The 18,722-nt window shown below is 61.6% G+C and carries 18 protein-coding genes; 9 read left to right on the top strand and 9 right to left on the bottom strand.

Annotated elements, in window-relative coordinates; genetic code table 11:
- Positions 1–135: 135 nt before the first annotated feature.
- From lsrA to lsrG, 6 genes are read left to right on the top strand one after another with little or no spacing between them, the layout of a single operon-like run.
- Entirely contained in the window at positions 136–1,623 is a 1,488-nt protein-coding gene (gene lsrA, locus ACOI6Z_RS08285) for an autoinducer 2 ABC transporter ATP-binding protein LsrA (RefSeq protein WP_087824469.1), read from the top strand.
- Positions 1,620–2,654 carry an autoinducer 2 ABC transporter permease LsrC gene (gene lsrC, locus ACOI6Z_RS08280; RefSeq protein ID WP_023291075.1) on the top strand — a complete coding sequence of 345 codons (1,035 nt, stop codon included), beginning with the start codon at positions 1,620–1,622 and terminating at the stop codon, positions 2,652–2,654. Before lsrA ends, lsrC begins: the two co-directional genes overlap by 4 nt.
- On the top strand, positions 2,655–3,653 hold the full coding sequence (lsrD, locus tag ACOI6Z_RS08275) for an autoinducer 2 ABC transporter permease LsrD (RefSeq protein ID WP_087824470.1): 999 nt from the start codon (positions 2,655–2,657) through the stop codon (positions 3,651–3,653).
- Between the two features lie 7 nt (positions 3,654–3,660).
- A complete protein-coding gene (gene lsrB, locus ACOI6Z_RS08270; RefSeq protein ID WP_064155346.1) occupies positions 3,661–4,674 on the top strand; it encodes an autoinducer 2 ABC transporter substrate-binding protein LsrB in 1,014 nt (337 codons plus the stop codon).
- Positions 4,675–4,685: 11 nt separating this feature from the next.
- A complete protein-coding gene (gene lsrF / locus ACOI6Z_RS08265) occupies positions 4,686–5,573 on the top strand; it encodes a 3-hydroxy-5-phosphonooxypentane-2,4-dione thiolase (protein ID WP_023291072.1) in 888 nt (295 codons plus the stop codon).
- A complete protein-coding gene (gene lsrG / locus ACOI6Z_RS08260) occupies positions 5,570–5,866 on the top strand; it encodes a (4S)-4-hydroxy-5-phosphonooxypentane-2,3-dione isomerase (protein ID WP_004181386.1) in 297 nt (98 codons plus the stop codon). Before lsrF ends, lsrG begins: the two co-directional genes overlap by 4 nt.
- Positions 5,867–5,936: 70 nt before the next feature.
- Here lsrG and ygjG read toward each other — a convergent pair whose 3' ends face one another.
- Positions 5,937–7,316: a putrescine aminotransferase gene (gene ygjG / locus ACOI6Z_RS08255; protein ID WP_023291071.1), complete on the bottom strand. Its 1,380-nt coding sequence runs from the start codon at positions 7,314–7,316 to the stop codon at positions 5,937–5,939.
- A gap of 257 nt (positions 7,317–7,573) precedes the next feature.
- A complete protein-coding gene (locus ACOI6Z_RS08250; protein ID WP_032454146.1) occupies positions 7,574–8,128 on the bottom strand; it encodes a PadR family transcriptional regulator in 555 nt (184 codons plus the stop codon).
- A gap of 238 nt (positions 8,129–8,366) precedes the next feature.
- Here ACOI6Z_RS08250 and ACOI6Z_RS08245 point away from each other — a divergent pair, with 238 nt between their 5' ends.
- A complete protein-coding gene (locus tag ACOI6Z_RS08245; protein ID WP_074423635.1) occupies positions 8,367–9,143 on the top strand; it encodes a siderophore-interacting protein in 777 nt (258 codons plus the stop codon).
- A gap of 101 nt (positions 9,144–9,244) precedes the next feature.
- On the opposite strand, the gene ACOI6Z_RS08240 is transcribed toward ACOI6Z_RS08245, so the two are convergent.
- The 5 genes from ACOI6Z_RS08240 to ACOI6Z_RS08220 form a co-directional block, all read right to left on the bottom strand.
- Positions 9,245–10,894, bottom strand: coding sequence for a glycerone kinase (locus ACOI6Z_RS08240; protein ID WP_065812757.1), 1,650 nt, complete (start codon positions 10,892–10,894; stop codon positions 9,245–9,247).
- Positions 10,895–10,968: 74 nt separating this feature from the next.
- Positions 10,969–12,390: a dihydroxyacetone kinase phosphoryl donor subunit DhaM gene (gene dhaM / locus ACOI6Z_RS08235; protein ID WP_065812756.1), complete on the bottom strand. Its 1,422-nt coding sequence runs from the start codon at positions 12,388–12,390 to the stop codon at positions 10,969–10,971.
- A gap of 10 nt (positions 12,391–12,400) precedes the next feature.
- Positions 12,401–13,033, bottom strand: a complete 633-nt coding sequence (gene dhaL / locus ACOI6Z_RS08230) for a dihydroxyacetone kinase subunit DhaL (protein ID WP_017899726.1) — start codon at positions 13,031–13,033, stop codon at positions 12,401–12,403.
- Positions 13,034–13,043: 10 nt separating this feature from the next.
- Positions 13,044–14,114 (bottom strand): dihydroxyacetone kinase subunit DhaK, encoded by a 1,071-nt coding sequence (gene dhaK, locus ACOI6Z_RS08225; protein WP_064155343.1) that lies wholly within the window; start codon positions 14,112–14,114, stop codon positions 13,044–13,046.
- 155 nt (positions 14,115–14,269) lie between these two features.
- Positions 14,270–14,473 (bottom strand): hypothetical protein, encoded by a 204-nt coding sequence (locus ACOI6Z_RS08220; RefSeq protein ID WP_064155366.1) that lies wholly within the window; start codon positions 14,471–14,473, stop codon positions 14,270–14,272.
- 251 nt (positions 14,474–14,724) lie between these two features.
- Here ACOI6Z_RS08220 and ACOI6Z_RS08215 point away from each other — a divergent pair, with 251 nt between their 5' ends.
- The gene (locus ACOI6Z_RS08215) at positions 14,725–15,822 is read left to right on the top strand and encodes a glycerol dehydrogenase (protein WP_044524807.1); all 1,098 of its coding nucleotides are present in this window, start codon (positions 14,725–14,727) and stop codon (positions 15,820–15,822) included.
- A gap of 101 nt (positions 15,823–15,923) precedes the next feature.
- A complete protein-coding gene (gene dhaR, locus ACOI6Z_RS08210) occupies positions 15,924–17,849 on the top strand; it encodes a dihydroxyacetone kinase operon transcriptional regulator DhaR (protein WP_044524806.1) in 1,926 nt (641 codons plus the stop codon).
- On the opposite strand, the gene ACOI6Z_RS08205 is transcribed toward dhaR, so the two are convergent.
- Both ACOI6Z_RS08205 and ACOI6Z_RS08200 read right to left on the bottom strand, forming a co-directional pair.
- Positions 17,827–18,357: a cob(I)yrinic acid a,c-diamide adenosyltransferase gene (locus ACOI6Z_RS08205; protein WP_044524805.1), complete on the bottom strand. Its 531-nt coding sequence runs from the start codon at positions 18,355–18,357 to the stop codon at positions 17,827–17,829. The two genes, dhaR and ACOI6Z_RS08205, sit on opposite strands and share 23 nt — an antisense overlap.
- A complete protein-coding gene (locus tag ACOI6Z_RS08200; protein WP_023291062.1) occupies positions 18,358–18,711 on the bottom strand; it encodes a glycerol dehydratase reactivase beta/small subunit family protein in 354 nt (117 codons plus the stop codon).
- Positions 18,712–18,722 lie beyond the last annotated feature (11 nt).

Genomic DNA, 18,722 nt, shown 5'->3' with positions numbered 1-18,722 from the left:
TCCTCTCTGGCCCCTTTTTTCCGGACGATCTAAAGCGCCAAACTGTGATCTTCGCACGGTTGTAAATATAGTTCACCGTCTACGCTTTTGAACATTATTATATTTAAAAATCATTTGTTCAAACGAGGCGCGACGATGAAGCCACTGCTTGAAGCTCGCCAGATCCGCAAACAGTTCTCCGGCGTTGCCGTGCTGAAGGGCATCGACTTTACGCTATGCGCGGGCCAGGTGCATGCGCTGATGGGGGGCAACGGCGCGGGTAAATCGACGCTGATGAAGATCATCGCCGGCGTCGAAACCCCGGATAGCGGTGAACTGACGATCGGCGAACGCGCGTTTGCGCGCCTTAACCCGGCGCTGGCCCACCAGCTGGGCATCTATCTGGTGCCGCAGGAGCCGATGCTGTTTCCCAACCTCAGCGTGCGCGAGAACATTCTCTTTCGTCTGCCGAAGCGGGCGGATACCGCCGCGCGGCTGCAGGAAAAACTGCAGCAGCTGAACTGCCAGATCAACCTGGACGCCAGCGCCAGCACGCTTGAGGTAGCCGATCAACAGATGGTCGAGATCCTGCGCGGCCTGATGCGCGAGGCGCGGATCCTGATCCTTGATGAACCCACCGCCTCTTTAACGCCGGGCGAAACGGAAAGGTTGTTTCAGCAGATCCGGGCATTGCAGGGGCTCGGCGTGGGGATCGTCTTTATCTCGCACAAACTGCCGGAAATCCGCCAGCTTGCCAGCCATGTGTCGGTGATGCGCGATGGGGCGGTAGTGCTCAGCGGCGAAACGGCGGGCTACGGCGACCAACAGCTTATCAGCGCCATGACGCCGGCCAGCCGCGACCATGCGCTGAGCGACACGCAAAAGCTGTGGCTGGCGCTGCCGGGCAACCGCCGCACCCAGGCGCAGGATTTTCCCGTTTTGCGGGTGGAGGATCTCACCGGCGAAGGTTTTATTGATCTCAGTCTGGAGATCCGCGCCGGGGAGATCGTCGGCCTCGCCGGGCTGGTGGGATCCGGGCGCACCGAATTTGCCGAAACCTTATACGGCCTGCGTCCGCCGCGCGCCGGGCGGATCTGGCTGGAGAACCGCGAGATTAGTCAGGAGAGCACCCGCGCCAGGCTGGCCAGCGGGCTGGTCTATCTGCCCGAAGACCGCCAGGTCTCCGGGCTGTTTCTCGATGCGCCGGTGCGCTGGAACACGGTGATGTTCAATCAGCCGTCGTGGTGGCAGCAGGGGAAACGGGAGGCGGCGGTGGTCGAGCGCTATCACCGGGCGCTGGGGATCAAGCTGGCCGATGGCGACCAGCCGGTACGCACTCTCTCCGGCGGCAACCAGCAGAAGGTGCTGCTGGCGCGCTGTCTGGAAGCTAATCCGTTGCTGCTGATTGTCGATGAGCCGACGCGCGGCGTGGATGTCTCCGCCCGCGCCGATATCTATCAGCTGCTGAAAAGCGTCGCCGCGCAAAATGTGGCGGTGCTGATGATCTCTTCCGATGTGGAGGAGTTCGTCGGTCTGGCCGACCGGGTGCTGGTGATGCATCAGGGCCGCCACAGCGGCGAGCTGGCGCGGCAGGCGGTGACCGTCGATCGCATGATGACCCTGGCCTTCGGAGGGCAGGCATGAAAACGTTACTCAAGAATCGCGAACTGAGCGCCTTCTTCGCCATCGTGGCGCTGTTTGCCGTGCTGGTGGCGCTCAATCCGGCCTATTTCAGCCTGCAGACGCTGGCGATGATTTTCGCCAGCTCGCAAATCCTGTGCCTGCTGGCGCTGGGGGCAACGCTGGTGATGCTGACCCGCAATATCGACGTGTCGGTGGGCTCCACCGTTGGCCTGAGCGCCATCGCCGTTGGGGTGGCGCTGAACAACGGCTACGGGCTGGCGACGGCGATCGCCTTCGCGCTGGCGATTGGCGCGCTGGCCGGGGCTTTTAACGGCCTGCTGGTGGTGGGGCTGCGCATTCCGGCGATCGTCGCCACCCTCGGCACGCTGGGGTTGTATCGCGGGGTGATGTTGCTGTGGACCGGCGGGAAATGGATCGAAGGCTTGCCCGATAGCCTGAAATCGCTCTCGGAGCCGCTGTTTATCGGCGTCTCGCCGCTGGGCTGGCTGGTGCTGGCGCTGCTGCTGGCGGGCGCATGGCTGCTGTCGCGCACCGCCTCTGGGCGTGATTTCTATGCCGTTGGCGATAACCTCGCCGCTGCCCGCCAGCTGGGCGTGGCGGTCAACCGCACGCGGATGCTGGCCTTTACCCTCAATGGTATGCTGGCGGCCTGCGCCGGGATCGTCTTCGCCGCGCAGATTGGCTTTGTGCCCAATCAGACCGGCAGCGGCCTGGAGATGAAAGCCATCGCCGCCTGCGTGCTGGGCGGGATTTCGCTGCTCGGCGGCACCGGCACCCTGCTCGGCGCGTTTCTCGGCGCCTTCTTCCTCACCCAAATCGACACCGTGCTGGTGCTGTTCCGCCTTCCCGCCTGGTGGAATGACTTTATCGCCGGCCTGGTCCTGCTCGGGGTGCTGGTCCTTGATGGCCGCCTGCGCCAGGCGCTGACCCGCCATCAGCGGGCGCTGAAGTACAGCCGTTTCCAGCCCGGCAACAAAGGGGGCAAACAGGTTGCCCGCTTTCCCGAACGCAAAAGCAAAGAGGTGGCGTAAATGAAGCTGAAGCTTAACTGGGAAAGCGCGCTGCTGGCGTTGTTAGTCGTGGAAATCCTGCTGTTCGGCGCGCTGAATCCACGCATGCTGGATCTCAATATGCTGCTCTTTAGCACCAGCGACTTTATCTGCATCGGCATCGTCGCGCTGCCGCTGACGCTGGTGATTATCAGCGGCGGGATCGATATTTCGCTGGGCTCGACCATCGGACTGTGCGCCATCGCCCTCGGGGTGATGACCCAGGCGGGCTGGCCGCTGTGGCTGGCGGTGTCGCTGACGTTGCTGCTGGGGCTGCTGTGCGGGCTAATCAACGCCGCGCTGATCCACTACACCGGCATCAGCCCGCTGGTGATCACCCTCGGGACGCTGTATCTGTACGGCGGCGGCGCGCTGCTGCTTTCCGGCATGGCCGGCGCCACCGGTTATGAGGGGATCGGCGGCTTTCCCGACAGCTTCACCGCCTTCGCCAATTTAACCCTGGGCGGGCTGCCGCTGCCGCTGGTGCTGTTCGCGGGTATCACCTTTCTCTTCTGGCTACTGGCCCATCGCGGGCGCTTTGGCCGCCACCTCTTTTTACTCGGGCAAAACCCGCGCGCCGCGCGCTATGCGGCGCTGTCGGTCAACGGCATCCCGTATGTGCTGTATGGCCTGGTCGGTATTGCCTCGGCGGTCGCGGCGCTGGTGATGGTCTCCTATTTTGGCTCGGCGCGTTCGGATTTAGGCCGTGATCTGCTGATGCCGGCGCTGACCGCGGCGGTGCTCGGCGGGGCCAATATTTACGGCGGCTCGGGATCGATACTGGGTACCGCGCTGGCGGCATTGCTGGTGGGATATCTGCAACAGGGTTTACAGATGGTCGGCATCCCCAACCAGGTGTCGAGCGCGCTGTCAGGGGCGCTGTTGGTTGTGGTGGTGATGGGGCGTTCGCTGAGCCTGCACCGTGAATGGGTGCGCGCGACCTGGCGGCGTCTTTTCTCGCGTAAAACAATCGGAGCATAAACATACGATGAAAACCAAACGAATCCTCCAGACGAGCGTCCTGGCGCTGGCGTTAAGCGTGGCAACCGCCCAGGCGGCGGACCGCATCGCCTTTATACCTAAGCTGGTCGGCGTGGGCTTCTTTACCAGCGGCGGCAACGGCGCGAAAGAGGCGGGGAAAGCGCTGGGCGTGGATGTCACCTATGACGGCCCCACCGAGCCCAGCGTCTCCGGCCAGGTGCAGCTTATCAACAACTTCGTCAACCAGGGCTACAACGCCATTATCGTCTCCGCCGTCTCGCCGGACGGCCTGTGTCCGGCGCTGAAGCGGGCGATGCAGCGCGGGGTGAAGGTCCTGACCTGGGATTCCGATACCAAACCGGAGTGCCGCAGCATCTATATCAATCAGGGCACGCCGCAGCAGCTCGGCGGCCTGCTGGTGGAGATGGCGGAAAAGCAGGTGACCAGGCCCGCTGCCAAAGTGGCGTTTTTCTACTCCAGCCCGACGGTGACCGACCAGAACCAGTGGGTGAAGGAAGCCAAAGCCAAAATCGAAAAAGAACATCCGCAGTGGCAAATCGTCACCACCCAGTTCGGCTATAACGATGCCACCAAATCGTTGCAAACCGCCGAGGGGATCTTAAAAGCGTATCCGGATCTTGACGCCATTATCGCGCCGGATGCCAATGCCCTGCCGGCGGCGGCGCAGGCGGCGGAAAACCTCAAGCGCCAGGGCGTGGCGATCGTCGGCTTTAGTACCCCCAACGTGATGCGCCCGTACGTGGAGCGCGGCACGGTGAAAGCCTTTGGCCTGTGGGATGTGGTTCAGCAGGGCAAAATTGCGGTTAACGTCGCCGATCGTCTGCTGAAAAAGGGCGATCTTAACGTCGGCGACAGCGTTGAGGTGAAAGATATCGGCTCGCTGAAGGTCGAACCGAACAGCGTGCAGGGCTACCAGTATGAGGCGAAGGGCAACGGTATCGTGCTGCTGCCGGAGCGCGTGGTGTTCAGCAAAGAGAACATCAATAACTACGACTTCTGACGGAGGATGAGATGGCTGATTTAGACGATATCAAAGAGGGCAAGGACTTCGGCCTCGACCGCCCGCAGCAGAACACGCTGTATACCCTGAAAGGCTGCGGCTCGCTGGACTGGGGCATGCAGTCGCGGCTGGCGCGCATTTTTAATCCGCACAGCAACCGCACGGTCATGCTGGCCTTCGATCATGGTTACTTCCAGGGACCCACCACCGGGCTGGAGCGCATCGATCTCTCTATCGCGCCGCTGTTCGAGGAAACCGACGTGCTGATGTGCACCCGCGGCGTACTGCGCAGTCAGGTGCCGGCCGCGACCAACAAACCGGTGGTGCTGCGCGCCTCCGGCGGCAACTCGATCCTCAGCGAACTTTCCAACGAGTGCGTGGCGGTGGCGATGGAAGATGCGCTGCGCCTGAACGTCTGCGCAGTGGCGGCGCAGGTCTATATCGGCAGCCAATACGAACATCAGTCGATCAACAACATCATCAAACTGGTGGACGCCGGCAACCGCTACGGTATGCCGGTACTGGCGGTGACCGGCGTCGGCAAAGAGATGACCCGCGATGCGCGCTACTTCTCGCTGGCCAGCCGGATTGCCGCCGAAATGGGGGCGCAGTTTGTGAAGACCTATTTCGTTGAGGAAGGCTTTGAAAAAGTGACCGCCAGCTGCCCGGTGCCGATCGTCATCGCCGGGGGGAAAAAGCTGCCGGAGCATGAGGCGCTGGAGATGTGCTGGCGGGCGATCGACCAGGGGGCGTCCGGGGTGGATATGGGGCGCAATATCTTCCAGTCCAGCGCCCCGCGCGCAATGCTGAAGGCGGTGAAAAAGGTGGTGCATGAGAATCTGAACGCGCGCGAAGCGTACCAGTTCTGGCAGGAAGAGAAACAGGGAGAGCGGAAATGAATGTGACGCTGGTGGAGATCAATATCAAACCCGAGCGGGTGGATGAGTTTCTCGAGGTGTTCCGCGCCAACCACGAAGGGGCGCTGCGGGAGCCGGGCAACCTGCGCTTTGATGTCCTGCAGGACCCGGAGGTGAAGACCCGCTTTTTTATCTACGAAGCCTATAAAGACGATGAGGCGGTGCTGGCGCATAAGAAGACCCCGCACTATTTAGCCTGCGTCGAAAAGCTGGAAGAGATGATGTCGCAGCCGCGGCAGAAGCGCAGCTTTATCGGCCTGCTACCGCAGGTGTGAGGGAAATCCAGAGCAGAAGATAATCCCGGTCCTCTTCCATTGGGAGAGGACCGGGGGGAGGGGCAGTTTATTACGCCTCTTCAACCGAGACGCGCAGGGCCGCCAGCGCCTTACGCGCCGCCTTCAGCACCTGCTCGCACTGCTCAAGGGTGAGCGTCAGCGGCGGTTCAACGCGGATCGTCTTGGCGTTATTTAACGTCCCGGCGACCAGCACCCGCTGTCTGAACATCTCGCTGGCAAAGTCGTAGCCAATCTCGTTATCGACAAACTCGATGGCCATCAGCATGCCTTTCCCGCGCACTTCATTCACCAGGTCCGGATACTCCTGCGCCAGCAGGCGGAAACCGTCCAGCAGCATATCGCCTTTCTGCGCCGCCTGCGCCGGCAGGTTTTGCGTCAACAGCACGTTGATGGTCGCCAGCGCCGCCGCACAGGCCAGCGGGTTGCCGCCGAAGGTCGTGGTGTGCAGGAACGGGTTGTCGAACAGCACCGAGAAGACCTCTTCCGTCGCCACCGTCGCGCCGATCGGCATCACGCCGCCGCCGAGCGCTTTCGCCAGACACAGAATGTCGGGCTGAACGTTCTCATGCTCGCAGGCGAACATCTTGCCAGTGCGGCCCATGCCGGTCTGCACTTCGTCGAGGATCAGCAGGGCGCCAAACTCGTCGCACAGCTTACGCACCGCCGGCAAATACCCCGTCGGCGGCAGGATCACGCCCCCTTCGCCCTGAATCGGCTCAAGGATCACCGCCGCGACGTCGTCGCCGGTTTTCTTGCACTCGCTCAGCATGGTGCGCATGGCGTTGATATCGCCGAACGGCACATGGCGGAAGCCCGGCAGCAGCGGCATAAACGGTTTGCGGAAAGTCGACTTGGCGGTGGCCGACAGCGCGCCCAGCGATTTGCCGTGGAAGGCGCCGCTGGTGGCGATGAAGGTGAATTTACCGCGCGGCGACTGATAGGCTTTCGCCAGCTTGATGGCCGCCTCTACCGATTCGGTACCGCTGTTGCAGAAGAAGCTGTACTTCAGTTTGCCGGGCGTTAAGGCCGCCAGGGTTTTCGCCAGCATCGCGCGTAGCGGATCCAGCAGTTCCTGACTGTGAAGCGGTTGTTTCGCGAGTTGATTCTCGACGGCGGATACCACAACTGGATTACGGTGCCCTACATTGAAGATGCCAAACCCGCCAAGGCAGTCGATAAACTCCTGTCCCTGGGTGTCGACAAGCGTATTTAACCCTCCCGCTTGCCACTCTACGGCTCCGTAATCCCCGCCGGCTGTGACCGATTTTCGATACTCTAAAAACCCCGGATTCACATGCTCTTTAAAGTATTCTCTGACCTCCTGGTTAAGTGCTTTCATTTCCTCATGGTCAAGCGTGCGCTTTTCAATGAGATTCAGTGCGTGTGCGCTGCAGGCCAGAGCCGATGCGCTGGAAGGTAACCTGTTCAAAATGTGCTCCTGGGGCGGACGTATCACACGATACTGGATTAAGTATTGCAGGGATTACGCCAGTTCGGCAGAAGCGGTGAAAATCGGGATAAATGCAAAGTAAAAGACGAAATGTGTAAAATTTAATCTCATGGCGCCATTATTGGCACGTTTTATTCCTGAGCTGACGAGATTTTCTGCCTTGCGGCGTTGAGCGGCACGATCCGTCGTGGTGCGGGCTGCCCCAGCGCGGGGCAGCCGATGGTGAGAAAAGAGGCTTAGTCGAGCTGGGAGATCTCCATCGCCGCCCGGTCGATAATGCCGATTATCTGCTTGAGCTGGGCGGCGCTGCTGGCCTGCTGGTTCACTTTCAGGTCGAGGACCGCTTTGAAATTCTCCAGCGCGCGCTTCATCTGCGGATCGCGGCGCAGCTCGCAGCCGACCATCCGCGCCTGCAGACGCTCCTGGATATGGGACAGATGCTCCTGGTTCTCCGCGTGCAGCTGTTTCCCCTCTTCGCTGATGACGATTTTTTTGCGTCCGTTGTCGTCTTCCACGCTGATGAGACCCTGGTCCTGGAGCAGATCCAGCGTCGGGTAGATCACCCCCGGGCTGGGACTGTAGTTCCCCTGGGTGAGGGTTTCGATCTCTTTGATCAGCTCATAGCCGTGGCTGGCGCTGCGGCTGAGGATGTCCAGAATAATCAGCCGCAGTTCGCCGTGGCCAAAGAAACGCTGGCGACGTCCGCCGCCGCGACGGCCATGGTCGCCGTGTTCGCTGGGGTCACCGTGGCGCCCGCGCGGCCCACGCCCGTCTTCATGATGATGTCGCATGGTTACCTCCTGCTATGTTTTGATATATCTAATTTATATCTAAAAAATGAATTCTCGCAATGCTGGTTGTGATTTATTTTTTAATTTGTTGATATTTATGTGTTTATTTCTGACGCTGGTATTTTAATGCGGTTTGTTTTGACTATATCAAAAAAAGACTTGCATTCTTTTTAGATGGCAATCATTATCATTTGCATCGAGTTTAGATATATCTATTTACTGTTCACGAAGGCGATCGATGATGACAAAAACCAAAGCAGACAAGTACCCGCAGCGTGTCCGCAATGAGCTGCGTTTCCGTGAGCTGACGGTGCTGCGCGTGGAGCGCGCAGGCGCGGCTTTCCAGCGCATCGTGCTGGGAGGCGAGGCGCTGGAAGGTTTCGTTTCCCGCGGTTTTGACGACCACACCAAGCTTTTCTTCCCGGAGCCGGGCGCGGCGTTTGCCCCGCCGCAGGTGACCGAGGAGGGGATTGACTGGGGCGAGGGCGTGCGGCCTGCTACCCGCGACTATACGCCGCTGTACGATGCCGAACGCCATGAGCTGGCGTACGACTTCTTTATCCACGACGGCGGAATCGCCAGCCGCTGGGCGCTGGAGGCAAAAGCGGGCGATAAGCTGGTGATCGGCGGTCCGCGCGGCTCGCTGGTGGTGCCGGAGGATTACGCCTGGCAACTGTATGTCTGCGATGAGTCCGGTATGCCGGCGCTGCGTCGTCGTCTGCTGGGTTTGCGTCAGCTGGCGGTGACGCCGCAGGTGACGGCCATCGTCACTATCGCCGATGCGTCATATAAAGATTATCTGGCGGACCTCGACGGCTTTAACATCGAGTGGGTGGCGGGCCACCATCCGGCGTTCGTCGCCGAGCGTCTGGCGCAGGTGAAGGTGCCGGCGGAGGATTATTTCATCTGGCTGACCGGCGAAGGTGCGGTGGTGAAATCGCTGCTGGCGCGCTTTGAGGCTGAGAGCATCGATCAGCAGCTGGTGCGCTCACAGGCGTACTGGCACAGCAAGTAAAAAGCCATCGTGGTAAAACCCGGATAGCGGCTTGCGCCTTATCCGGGCTACGGTTGGCGCCGATTTGTAGCCCCGGTAAGCGCCGCGCTACCGGGGGAAGTTTATCGTTCCGACAGCGCTTTAAACACCATCGCCACCGCGTGGGCGCCGGGGTCCATGTTGCCGAGCAGGCTGTCGCTATTGAGATAGGACGCTCGTCCGGCGCCGGCTTTGCCCGACTGGCAAGTGCGATCCGCGCCGGCCTGCGCCGCGGCAAAAGCGGCCTGCAGGTTCTCCGGTTCGGCGAGCAGCGCCGCCAGCGCTGGCTGCAGCGCGTCGATCATTGTCCGGTCGCCTTCCTCGGCGCCGCCGTAAAATTTCATCTGCTCCAGACCGGCGTTCAGCGCCTCGGCCACGCTGGCGCCGTGCCCCAGCTTCTGCCCGGCAGCGGTGAAGAAGATCGACATCAATACCCCGCTGGAGCCGCCCATCACCACCGTCAGGCGTTCGCCCGTGAGCGCGAACAGCGTGGGCAGATCGTTCAGCGGCAGCTGCTGGCGCTGCAGCAGGTCGGCAATCTCACGCGCCCCGGCGGCGAAGGTGGAGCCGGTATCGCCATCGCCCACTTTGGCATCCAGCGCGTTGAGATGGTCTTCAAGCCCGACGAGGGTGCCGGTCACCTGGGCCACGTAATCACCCACCTGCGGGTTGGCCGAAGGCGTAAAGTCGACGCGCGGGCTGGCGAGAGTGGACGGCATGATGTTAACCGTCCGCGGCTGCACCGGCCGCGGCCAGCCGGCGGTTTCCACATCCGCCAGCAGCGCTTTCTCAATACTCTCTTCCAACACGATGGCGCTCAGCGAGAAACCCTTCATATCCAGGGCCGTCACCAGCGAGGCCGGGCCAATCAGCCAGTCAACGCGCGCCTGCAGCGGCGTGTTGGCCAGTTCGCGGGTCAGGATCGCCATTTCGGCCACCGACACGCCGCCGAGGTTATTGAGCATCACCGCCAGACGGCCGGTTTCCGGCAGGGCAGCGGTCAGTTTTTCCACCATCAGGTTGATGATGTCCGCACTGTTTTGCGTGGCGATGGTGGAGGCGCCAGGTTCGCCGTGGATGCCCATTCCCAGCTCGGCGTGGCCGGCCTGATGGCGCGGCGCGCTGTCCGCCTCCTGCGGCAGATGGCAGCTGGCCAGCGCCACCCCGATGCTGGCGGTGTGGTTGGCGGCATACTGCGCTTCGCGCAGAACGGTGGCGAGATTGCAGCCGCGCTCGGCAAAATAGCCCGCCACTTTATGGACGAACAGCGTACCGGCGATGCCGCGCGGCTGTTTGTTTTCCGGCAGCGAAATGTCGTCGCCGACGATCAGCATTTCCACGTTGTAGCCGAGACGGCGCGCTTTCTCCGCCGCGAGGCCGAAGTTCAGCCGGTCGCCGGTATAGTTTTTTACGATCAGCAGGCAGCCCGCCTCGCCGGTCACCGCCTGAATGGCGGTAAGCACCGCGTCGACGCTCGGCGAGGCGAACAGATCGCCACAAACCGCGGCGGTCAGCATGCCTTTACCAATAAAGCCGACGTGCGCCGGTTCGTGGCCGGCGCCGCCGCCGGCGATCACCGCCACGTTGTTTTTATTCAGGTCGCGACGGACCACCACCCGGATCGCCGGATCGCTCTCCAGCCGGGCGAGGTTGTTCCACGGACTGGCGATGATGGTTCCCTCAATCACATCGTTGACGAGGCTGGCGCGCTGGTTAAAAAAGAATTGAGACATAGTGGTTCCTGAAGAGTAAGCGAAAACTCACCCTCCGGAGGCAGGCCTCCGGAGCGGTAACGGACAAAGTGGATTTAGTGACGGATAAGGCGCTGGCGGCGCATATCGAGCGCGATGGGCTCGCCGGGCTGCACGCTGTTCAGCGCCTCGCCCTGCTGACACAGCCAGGCGATCCCCGCCGCGCGGGCGATGATCGCGCTGTGGGCCTGTTCGCTGCCGTCGCGCAGGCACAGGCCTTTCACGCGGCTGGCATCCAGTTGCAGGACGGCTGACGGGAACATGTTGTCGGCGATAATAATGGTCGGCTCGCCGGGCATCGGCAGCGTTTCCTGCACGTCCTGCAGATGGCGCAGGGTGCGCTGCAGAATATCTTCGATATCGATATAGCGCGCCTGGAGATAGGGGTCATCCAGCTGGCGATACTGCTGGCTGAGCTCCATCAGCACCTGATGCCACGCCCATTCCGCCGAGCACGGGTCGGTGAGCAGACGATCGTTGGCGGCATCAAACAGATCCTCATCGTCGAGCAGGGTGTGGTGCCCGGCGAAAATCGCCGCGATATCGGCGTTAAATTTATTCTCCGCCAGCTCGGTCAGGGCAGTGAGATCCGCCAGCGTCTGGTCGATAGCCCGGCGCAGCCGCTGCTGCTCGTGGGCGACATCGGCGGCGGCCGGGCGGACCGGCTGGATCAGGGCCAGCGGATAGCGCAGCGCGATGCCTTCGACGCGCTCGGGGGCGGCCGGGGCCGCTGCCGGTTGCGCCGCAGGAGATTCGCCGAAGTTATCGGCGGCCAGCGCCTGAAACGCCGCCAGCGCCGCATCGGCCTCTGGCCCGCGGGCCAGCAGGCGCAGCTTATCGTTGCGCCGCACCTGCAGCAGGGCGATTTGGTTGAGGCTGTCCGGTTTGACGCACTTCCCGTTTTTCTCCAGCAGCAGATCGGCGTTAAAGCCCGCCAGCGCGGCGACCAGCTTCGACGCCGGACGCACGTGCAGGCCGTTGTGGTTCTGTATGACGACCGCAAGCGACTTGCTGTCGCCATCGTCGGCAAGCGTCGGCGCCGGGGCGGCGTCAGGGGTTGGCGAAGGTAAACCCAGCTGGATCCGTTTGGCCTCCAGGGCGTTCATGGCGTCGGCGATCACTTTGTCGATCCCGGCGCCGGAGGCGGCGCTGACGGTGGCCGCCAGCGTCCCCTCCACCAGCGGCGCGGCGCACAGCCGCACCTTCGCGGCAATCGCCGGATCGAGCAGGTCGAGGGCGGTTTCGGCGCTAAGCAACGCGCTGCCAATATCCATCATCACCAGCACGTGGTCGGTATCGGCGACGGATTCGATCGCTTCCATGACCTTGATCGGATCGGTGCCGATCGGGCTGTCGGGATCGTCGATCCCGGCGGCGATCGCCAGCTTGCAGCCGTCGTTGATTAACATCTGCCGGGCCAGTTCTCCGACACCTTCGCCCAGCCGGGCGCTATGAGAAACAATAACCAGGTTTACCATCGCGATTTCCTTACTCTTTGGCCGCGGCGGCCAGCATCTGCATCATAAACATCACTGACGTGGCGCCCGGATCCTGATGGCCGATGCTGCGTTCGCCAAGGTAGCTGGCGCGGCCTTTGCGCGCCTGCATGGTGATGGTGCTGTGGGCGCCGGCCTCCGCTGCTTTGCAGGCGGCATCCAGCGCGGCGGCGATCGACAGATGCTGCTCGCTGGACTGGCGCAGGGAGTCCACCACCGGCAGCCAGACGTCGCACATGGTTTTATCCCCTGGCTCCGCTTTACCGCGGTTGACGACGCCGTCCGCGCCTTCGCGGATCATCAGGTATAGTTCGTCGAGGGTCAGGCTCTGGTGGGCCTGAGTGACCTGCGCGGCGCGAATGAAGAAGGTGCCGAACAGCGGGCCGCTGGCGCCGCCGACGTTGGAGAGCAGCGTCATGCCGGTGTTTTTGAGGATAAAGCCAATATCTTTATCAGCAATCGACGGCAGCTTTTCCACCACCTTGCTGAACCCGCGGTGCATATTCAGGCCGTGGTCGGCATCGCCGATCTCTTTATCGAGGCCGGTGAGAAAATCGCTCTCTTTAGTGAAGATATCGCCGCAGCGGTACAGCCAGTCGACGATTTGCGTTCTGTTCAGTGACATGTCGTGCTCCTTAGTTTCCCCAGTTCAGCGCCGGGGTATGAACCGGGGCGTCCCATAGCGCCAGCGTCTCATCATCCGCTTTCAGCAGGGTGATGGAGAAGCCCGCCATATCCAGCGAGGTGCAGTAGCTGCCGACGAGGTTGCGTTCGATGATGATGCCGGACGCTTCACAGCGCTGGGCGAGCCGGTGATAGACGCCGTACAGTTCGGACAGCGGCGTGGCGCCGAGGTTATTGACCATGGCGATGACCCGGTCGCCGTTGTGTAGCGCGGTTTTGCTCTGCTTCACTTCCTGCCACGCGCCCTTAACGGTATCCCACTGGCGCAGCGTGCGGCTGTAGGCGCCATTCTCCAGCAGGGTATCGAACATCTCATCGACGGTTTGGTCCAGTGAGCTGAAGCGACGGCGGTCGATGCCCGGCTCGCCGTGAATGCCGACGCCGAACTCCATTTCATCGTCCTGCAGGGTAAAGGAGGGTTGTCCGGCAGCCGGTACGGTGCAGGCGCCAAGGGCGATGCCAATGGAGTGGCCGAGATTATTCAGGCGGCGCCCCAGTTCAGCGCAGGCCTCCAGCGAATCGCCTCGCTCGGCGGCGGCGCCGACCAGTTTTTCGATCAGAACGGTATTGGCGACGCCGCGGCGGCCTGCGGTATAGAGACTGTCTTTCACCGCCACGTCGTCGTCGACCACCACGGTGGTGACTTTTATACCGCTCTCATGCAGCAGCTCGGTGGCGGTTTCGAAGTTCAGGATGTCGCCGGTGTAGTTTTTGATAATCAGCAGGACGCCTTCGCCGCCGTCAATCTGCATCGCGCATTCGAACATTTTATCCGGCGTCGGCGAGGTGAAGATTTCCCCCGGGCAGGCGCCAGAGAGCATCCCCTGGCCGATATAGCCGCAGTGCATCGGCTCATGGCCGCTGCCGCCGCCGGAGAGGAGGGCGACCTTGCCGGCCACCGGCGCGTCGGCGCGGGTGACGTACAGCGGGTCCTGATGCAGGGTCAGCTGCGGGTGGGCTTTAGCCAGCCCCTGTAATTGTTCATTCAGTACATCTTCAACACGGTTAATCAGCTTTTTCATTATTCAGTGCTCCGTTGGAGAAGGTTCGATGCGGCCTCTCTGCTGGCGGAGGCGGTCATCGCGTAGGGGTATCGTCTGACGGTGCAGCGTGCCTGGCGATATGATGATTCTGGCTGAGCGGACGAAAAAAAGAATGCCCCGGCGATCGGGTTTCATTACGAAACATCACCTGCTGATTTTGTTTCTTTATGGAACGTTTTTGCTGGGGAAACGGTGAAAATGCGAGCTGGCGCGCTTTTTTTCCTCTGCCTTAAGCGCCGGTCATCGCGGCTGGCGCAGCGGGCTGAAAAAAATTTTTTGCTAAATTTCCCCCGGCTGTGGGGAAAAAGCCTGCCGCTAAAGGGGGATGGTAAGGGAATTATGCGGCAGAGGAGCGGATCGGGATCGCAATCCTGACGAAGACTAGGGTTTTTTGTTCCAATATGGAACGTAAAAATTTAACCTGTGTTTCATATCAGAACAAAAAGGCGAAAGATTTTTTTGTTCCGTGCCGGCCCTACAGTGATCGCACTGCTCCGGTACATTCCGTTGAGGCCGCGCTTTACCGGCCGGCGCGGATAACGCCAGGGCTCATCATGTCTACATGCGCACTTATTTGAGGGTGAAAGGAATGCTAAAAGTTATTCAATCTCCAGCCAAATATCTTCAGGGTCCTGATGCTGCTGTCCTGTTCGGTCAATATGCCAAAAACCTGGCGGAGAGCTTCTTCGTCATCGCTGACGACTTCGTGATGAAGCTGGCGGGGGAGAAAGTGGTGAATGGCCTGCAGAGTCACGATATTCGCTGCCATGCGGAACGGTTTAATGGCGAATGCAGCCATGCGGAAATTAACCGCCTGATGGCGATTTTGCAAAAACAGGGCTGCCGCGGCGTGGTTGGCATCGGCGGCGGTAAAACCCTCGATACCGCGAAGGCGATCGGTTACTACCAGAAGCTGCCGGTGGTGGTGATCCCGACCATCGCTTCGACCGATGCGCCGACCAGCGCGCTGTCGGTGATCTACACCGAAGCGGGCGAGTTTGAAGAGTATCTGATCTATCCGAAAAACCCGGATATGGTGGTGATGGACACGGCGATTATCGCCAAAGCGCCGGTACGCCTGCTGGTCTCCGGCATGGGCGATGCGCTCTCCACCTGGTTTGAGGCCAAAGCCTGCTACGATGCGCGCGCCACCAGCATGGCCGGGGGGCAGTCCACCGAGGCGGCGCTGAGCCTGGCCCGCCTGTGCTATGATACGCTGCTGGCGGAGGGCGAAAAGGCCCGTCTGGCGGCGCAGGCCGGGGTGGTGACCGAAGCGCTGGAGCGCATCATCGAAGCGAACACCTACCTCAGCGGCATTGGCTTTGAAAGCAGCGGCCTGGCCGCCGCCCACGCGATCCACAACGGTTTCACCATTCTGGAAGAGTGCCATCACCTGTATCACGGCGAGAAAGTGGCCTTCGGCACCCTGGCACAGCTGGTGCTGCAGAACAGCCCGATGGACGAGATTGAAACCGTGCTGAGCTTCTGCCAGCGCGTCGGCCTGCCGGTGACCCTCGCGCAGATGGGCGTCAAAGAGGGGATCGACGCGAAAATCGCCGCGGTGGCGAAAGCCACCTGCGCGGAAGGGGAAACCATCCACAATATGCCGTTTGCGGTGACCCCGGAGAGTGTGCACGCCGCTATCCTCACCGCCGATCTGTTAGGCCAGCAGTGGCTGGCGCGTTAATTCGCGGTGGCTAAACCGCTGGCGCCGATCGGCGGTCTTTCTTTCTCCCCTCTGGCAGTGGCTGCCGGAGGGGTTCTCTATGGTAAAACGCGGAAAACAGTATGACTGTTCAGACTCAGGATACCGGGAAGGCGGTCTCTTCCGTCATCGCCCAGTCATGGCATCGCTGCAGCAAGTTTATGCAGCGCGAAACCTGGCAAAAACCGCACCAGGCCCAGGGCCTGACCTTTGACTCGATCTGTCGGCGTAAAACCGCGCTGCTGACCATCGGTCAGGCGGCGCTGGAGGACGCCTGGGAGTTTATGGACGGTCGCCCCTGCGCGCTGTTTATCCTTGATGAGACCGCCTGTATTCTGAGCCGCTGCGGCGAACCGCAAACGCTGGCGCAGCTGGCTGACCTGGGGTTTCGCGACGGCAGCTACTGCGCGGAGAGCATTATCGGCACCTGCGCGCTGTCGCTGGCCGCGATGCAGGGGCAGCCGATCAACACCGCCGGCGATCGGCATTTTAAGCAGGCCCTGCAGCCATGGAGCTTTTGTTCGACGCCGGTGTTCGATAACCACGGGCGGCTGTTCGGCTCTATCTCGCTTTGCTGTCTGGTGGAGCACCAGTCCAGCGCCGACCTCTCCCTGACGCTGGCCATCGCCCGCGAGGTGGGCAATTCCCTGCTCACCGACAGCCTGCTGGCGGAATCCAACCGCCACCTCAATCAGATGTACGGCCTGCTGGAGAGCATGGACGACGGGGTGATGGCGTGGAACGAACAGGGGGTACTGCAATTTCTCAATGTTCAGGCGGCGAGACTGCTGCATCTTGATGCCCAGGCCAGCCAGGGAAAAAATATCGCCGATCTGGTGACCCTGCCGGCGCTGCTGCGCCGCGCCATCAAACACGCCCGCGGCCTGAATCACGTTGAAGTCACCTTTGAAAGCCAGCACCAGTTTATCGACGCGGTGATCACCTTAAAACCGATTGTCGAGTCGCAAGGCAACAGCTTTATTCTGCTGCTGCACCCGGTGGAGCAGATGCGGCAGCTGATGACCAGCCAGCTGGGCAAAGTCAGCCACACCTTTGAGCAGATGTCAGCCGACGATCCGGAAACCCGGCGGCTGATCCACTTTGGCCGCCAGGCGGCGCGCGGCGGCTTTCCGGTACTGCTGTGCGGTGAAGAGGGGGTGGGGAAAGAGCTGCTGAGCCAGGCCATCCACAATGAAAGCGAGCGGGCGGGCGGCCCCTACATCGCCGTCAACTGCCAGCTGTATGCCGACAGCGTGCTGGGCCAGGACTTTATGGGGAGCGCCCCCACCGATGATGAAAATGGCCGCCTGAGCCGCCTTGAGCTGGCCAACGGCGGCACCCTGTTTCTGGAAAAAATTGAGTATCTGGCGCCGGAGCTACAGTCCGCCCTGCTGCAGGTGATTAAGCAGGGAGTGCTTACCCGGCTCGACGCCCGCCGCCTGATCCCGGTGGATGTGAAGGTGATCGCCACCACCACCGTCGATCTGGCCAACCTGGTGGAACAGAACCGCTTTAGCCGCCAGCTGTACTATGCGCTGCACTCATTCGAGATCGTCATTCCGCCGCTGCGCGCCCGGCGCAACAGTATCCCGTCGCTGGTGCATAACCGGCTGAAAAGCCTGGAGAAGCGTTTCTCTTCCCGGCTGAAAGTGGACGATGACGCGCTGGCCCAGCTGGTGGCCTACTCGTGGCCGGGAAATGATTTTGAGCTTAACAGCGTGATAGAGAACATCGCTATCAGCAGCGATAACGGCCACATTCGCCTGAGCAACCTGCCGGAATATCTCTTTTCCGATCGACCGGGGGCCGATAGCGGCTCATCGCTGCTGCCGGCCAGCCTGACCTTTAGCGCCATCGAAAAAGAGGCCATTATCCACGCCGCCCGGGTGACCAGCGGGCGGGTGCAGGAGATGTCGCAACTGCTGAATATCGGCCGCACCACCCTGTGGCGCAAAATGAAGCAGTACGATATCGACGCCAGCCAGTTCAAGCGCAAGCATCAGGCCTAGTCTCCTCGATACGCGCCATGGAGAACAGGGCGTCCGACAGACGATTGCTGTAGCGTTTGAGCGCGTCGCGCAGAGGGTGCGAGCGGTCCATGGCCGTCAGCAGACGTTCCAGCCGACGGGCCAGGGTGCGCGCCACGTGCAGCTGGGCGGAGGCGAGATTCTTCCCCGGGATCACAAACTGTTTCAGGGGGCCGCTTTCGGCCATATTGCGGTCGATAAGTCGCTCCAGGGCGGTGATCTCCTCCTCGCCGATCGTCTGGCTCAGGCGGACCAGGCCCCGCGCATCGCTGGCCAGTTCGGCCCCCAGCGCGAACAGCGTCTCCTGAATCTGATGCAGACTTGCCCGCAGCCCGGCGTCGCGGGTGGTGGCGTAGCAGACGCCCAGCTGGGATATCAGTTCATCGACGGTGCCGTAGGCCTCGACGCGAATATGGTCTTTCTCGATGCGGCTGCCGCCGTACAGGGCGGTGGTGCCTTTATCTCCGGTGCGGGTATAGATACGGTACATTCAGCTTCTCTCACTTAACGGCAGGACTTTCACCAGCTGCCCGGCGTTGGCGCCGAGCGTACGCAGATGATCGCGGCTATCGGTGACGTGCCCGGTCGCCAGCGGCGCGTCCGCCGGCAGCTGGGCATGGGTTAGCGCGATCTCGCCGGCGGCGCTGAGCCCAATGCCCACCCGCAGCGTCGAGCTTCTGGCCGCCAGGGCGCTCAGCGTATCGGCGTCACCGCCTTCGTCGCAGGATACGGTCTGGCAGGGGACCCCCTGCTCCTCCAGCCCCCAGCACAGCTCATTGATGGCGCAGGCATGGTGCCCGCGCGGATCGTAAAACAGGCGTACGCCCGGCGGTGAAAGCGACATGACGGTCCCCT

Origin of the sequence: Klebsiella sp. C239, from assembly GCF_048822715.1 — a bacterium.
Taxonomy (GTDB): Bacteria; Pseudomonadota; Gammaproteobacteria; order Enterobacterales; family Enterobacteriaceae; genus Klebsiella; species Klebsiella quasipneumoniae.
This window is presented reverse-complemented; position numbering and strand designations above follow the sequence as displayed.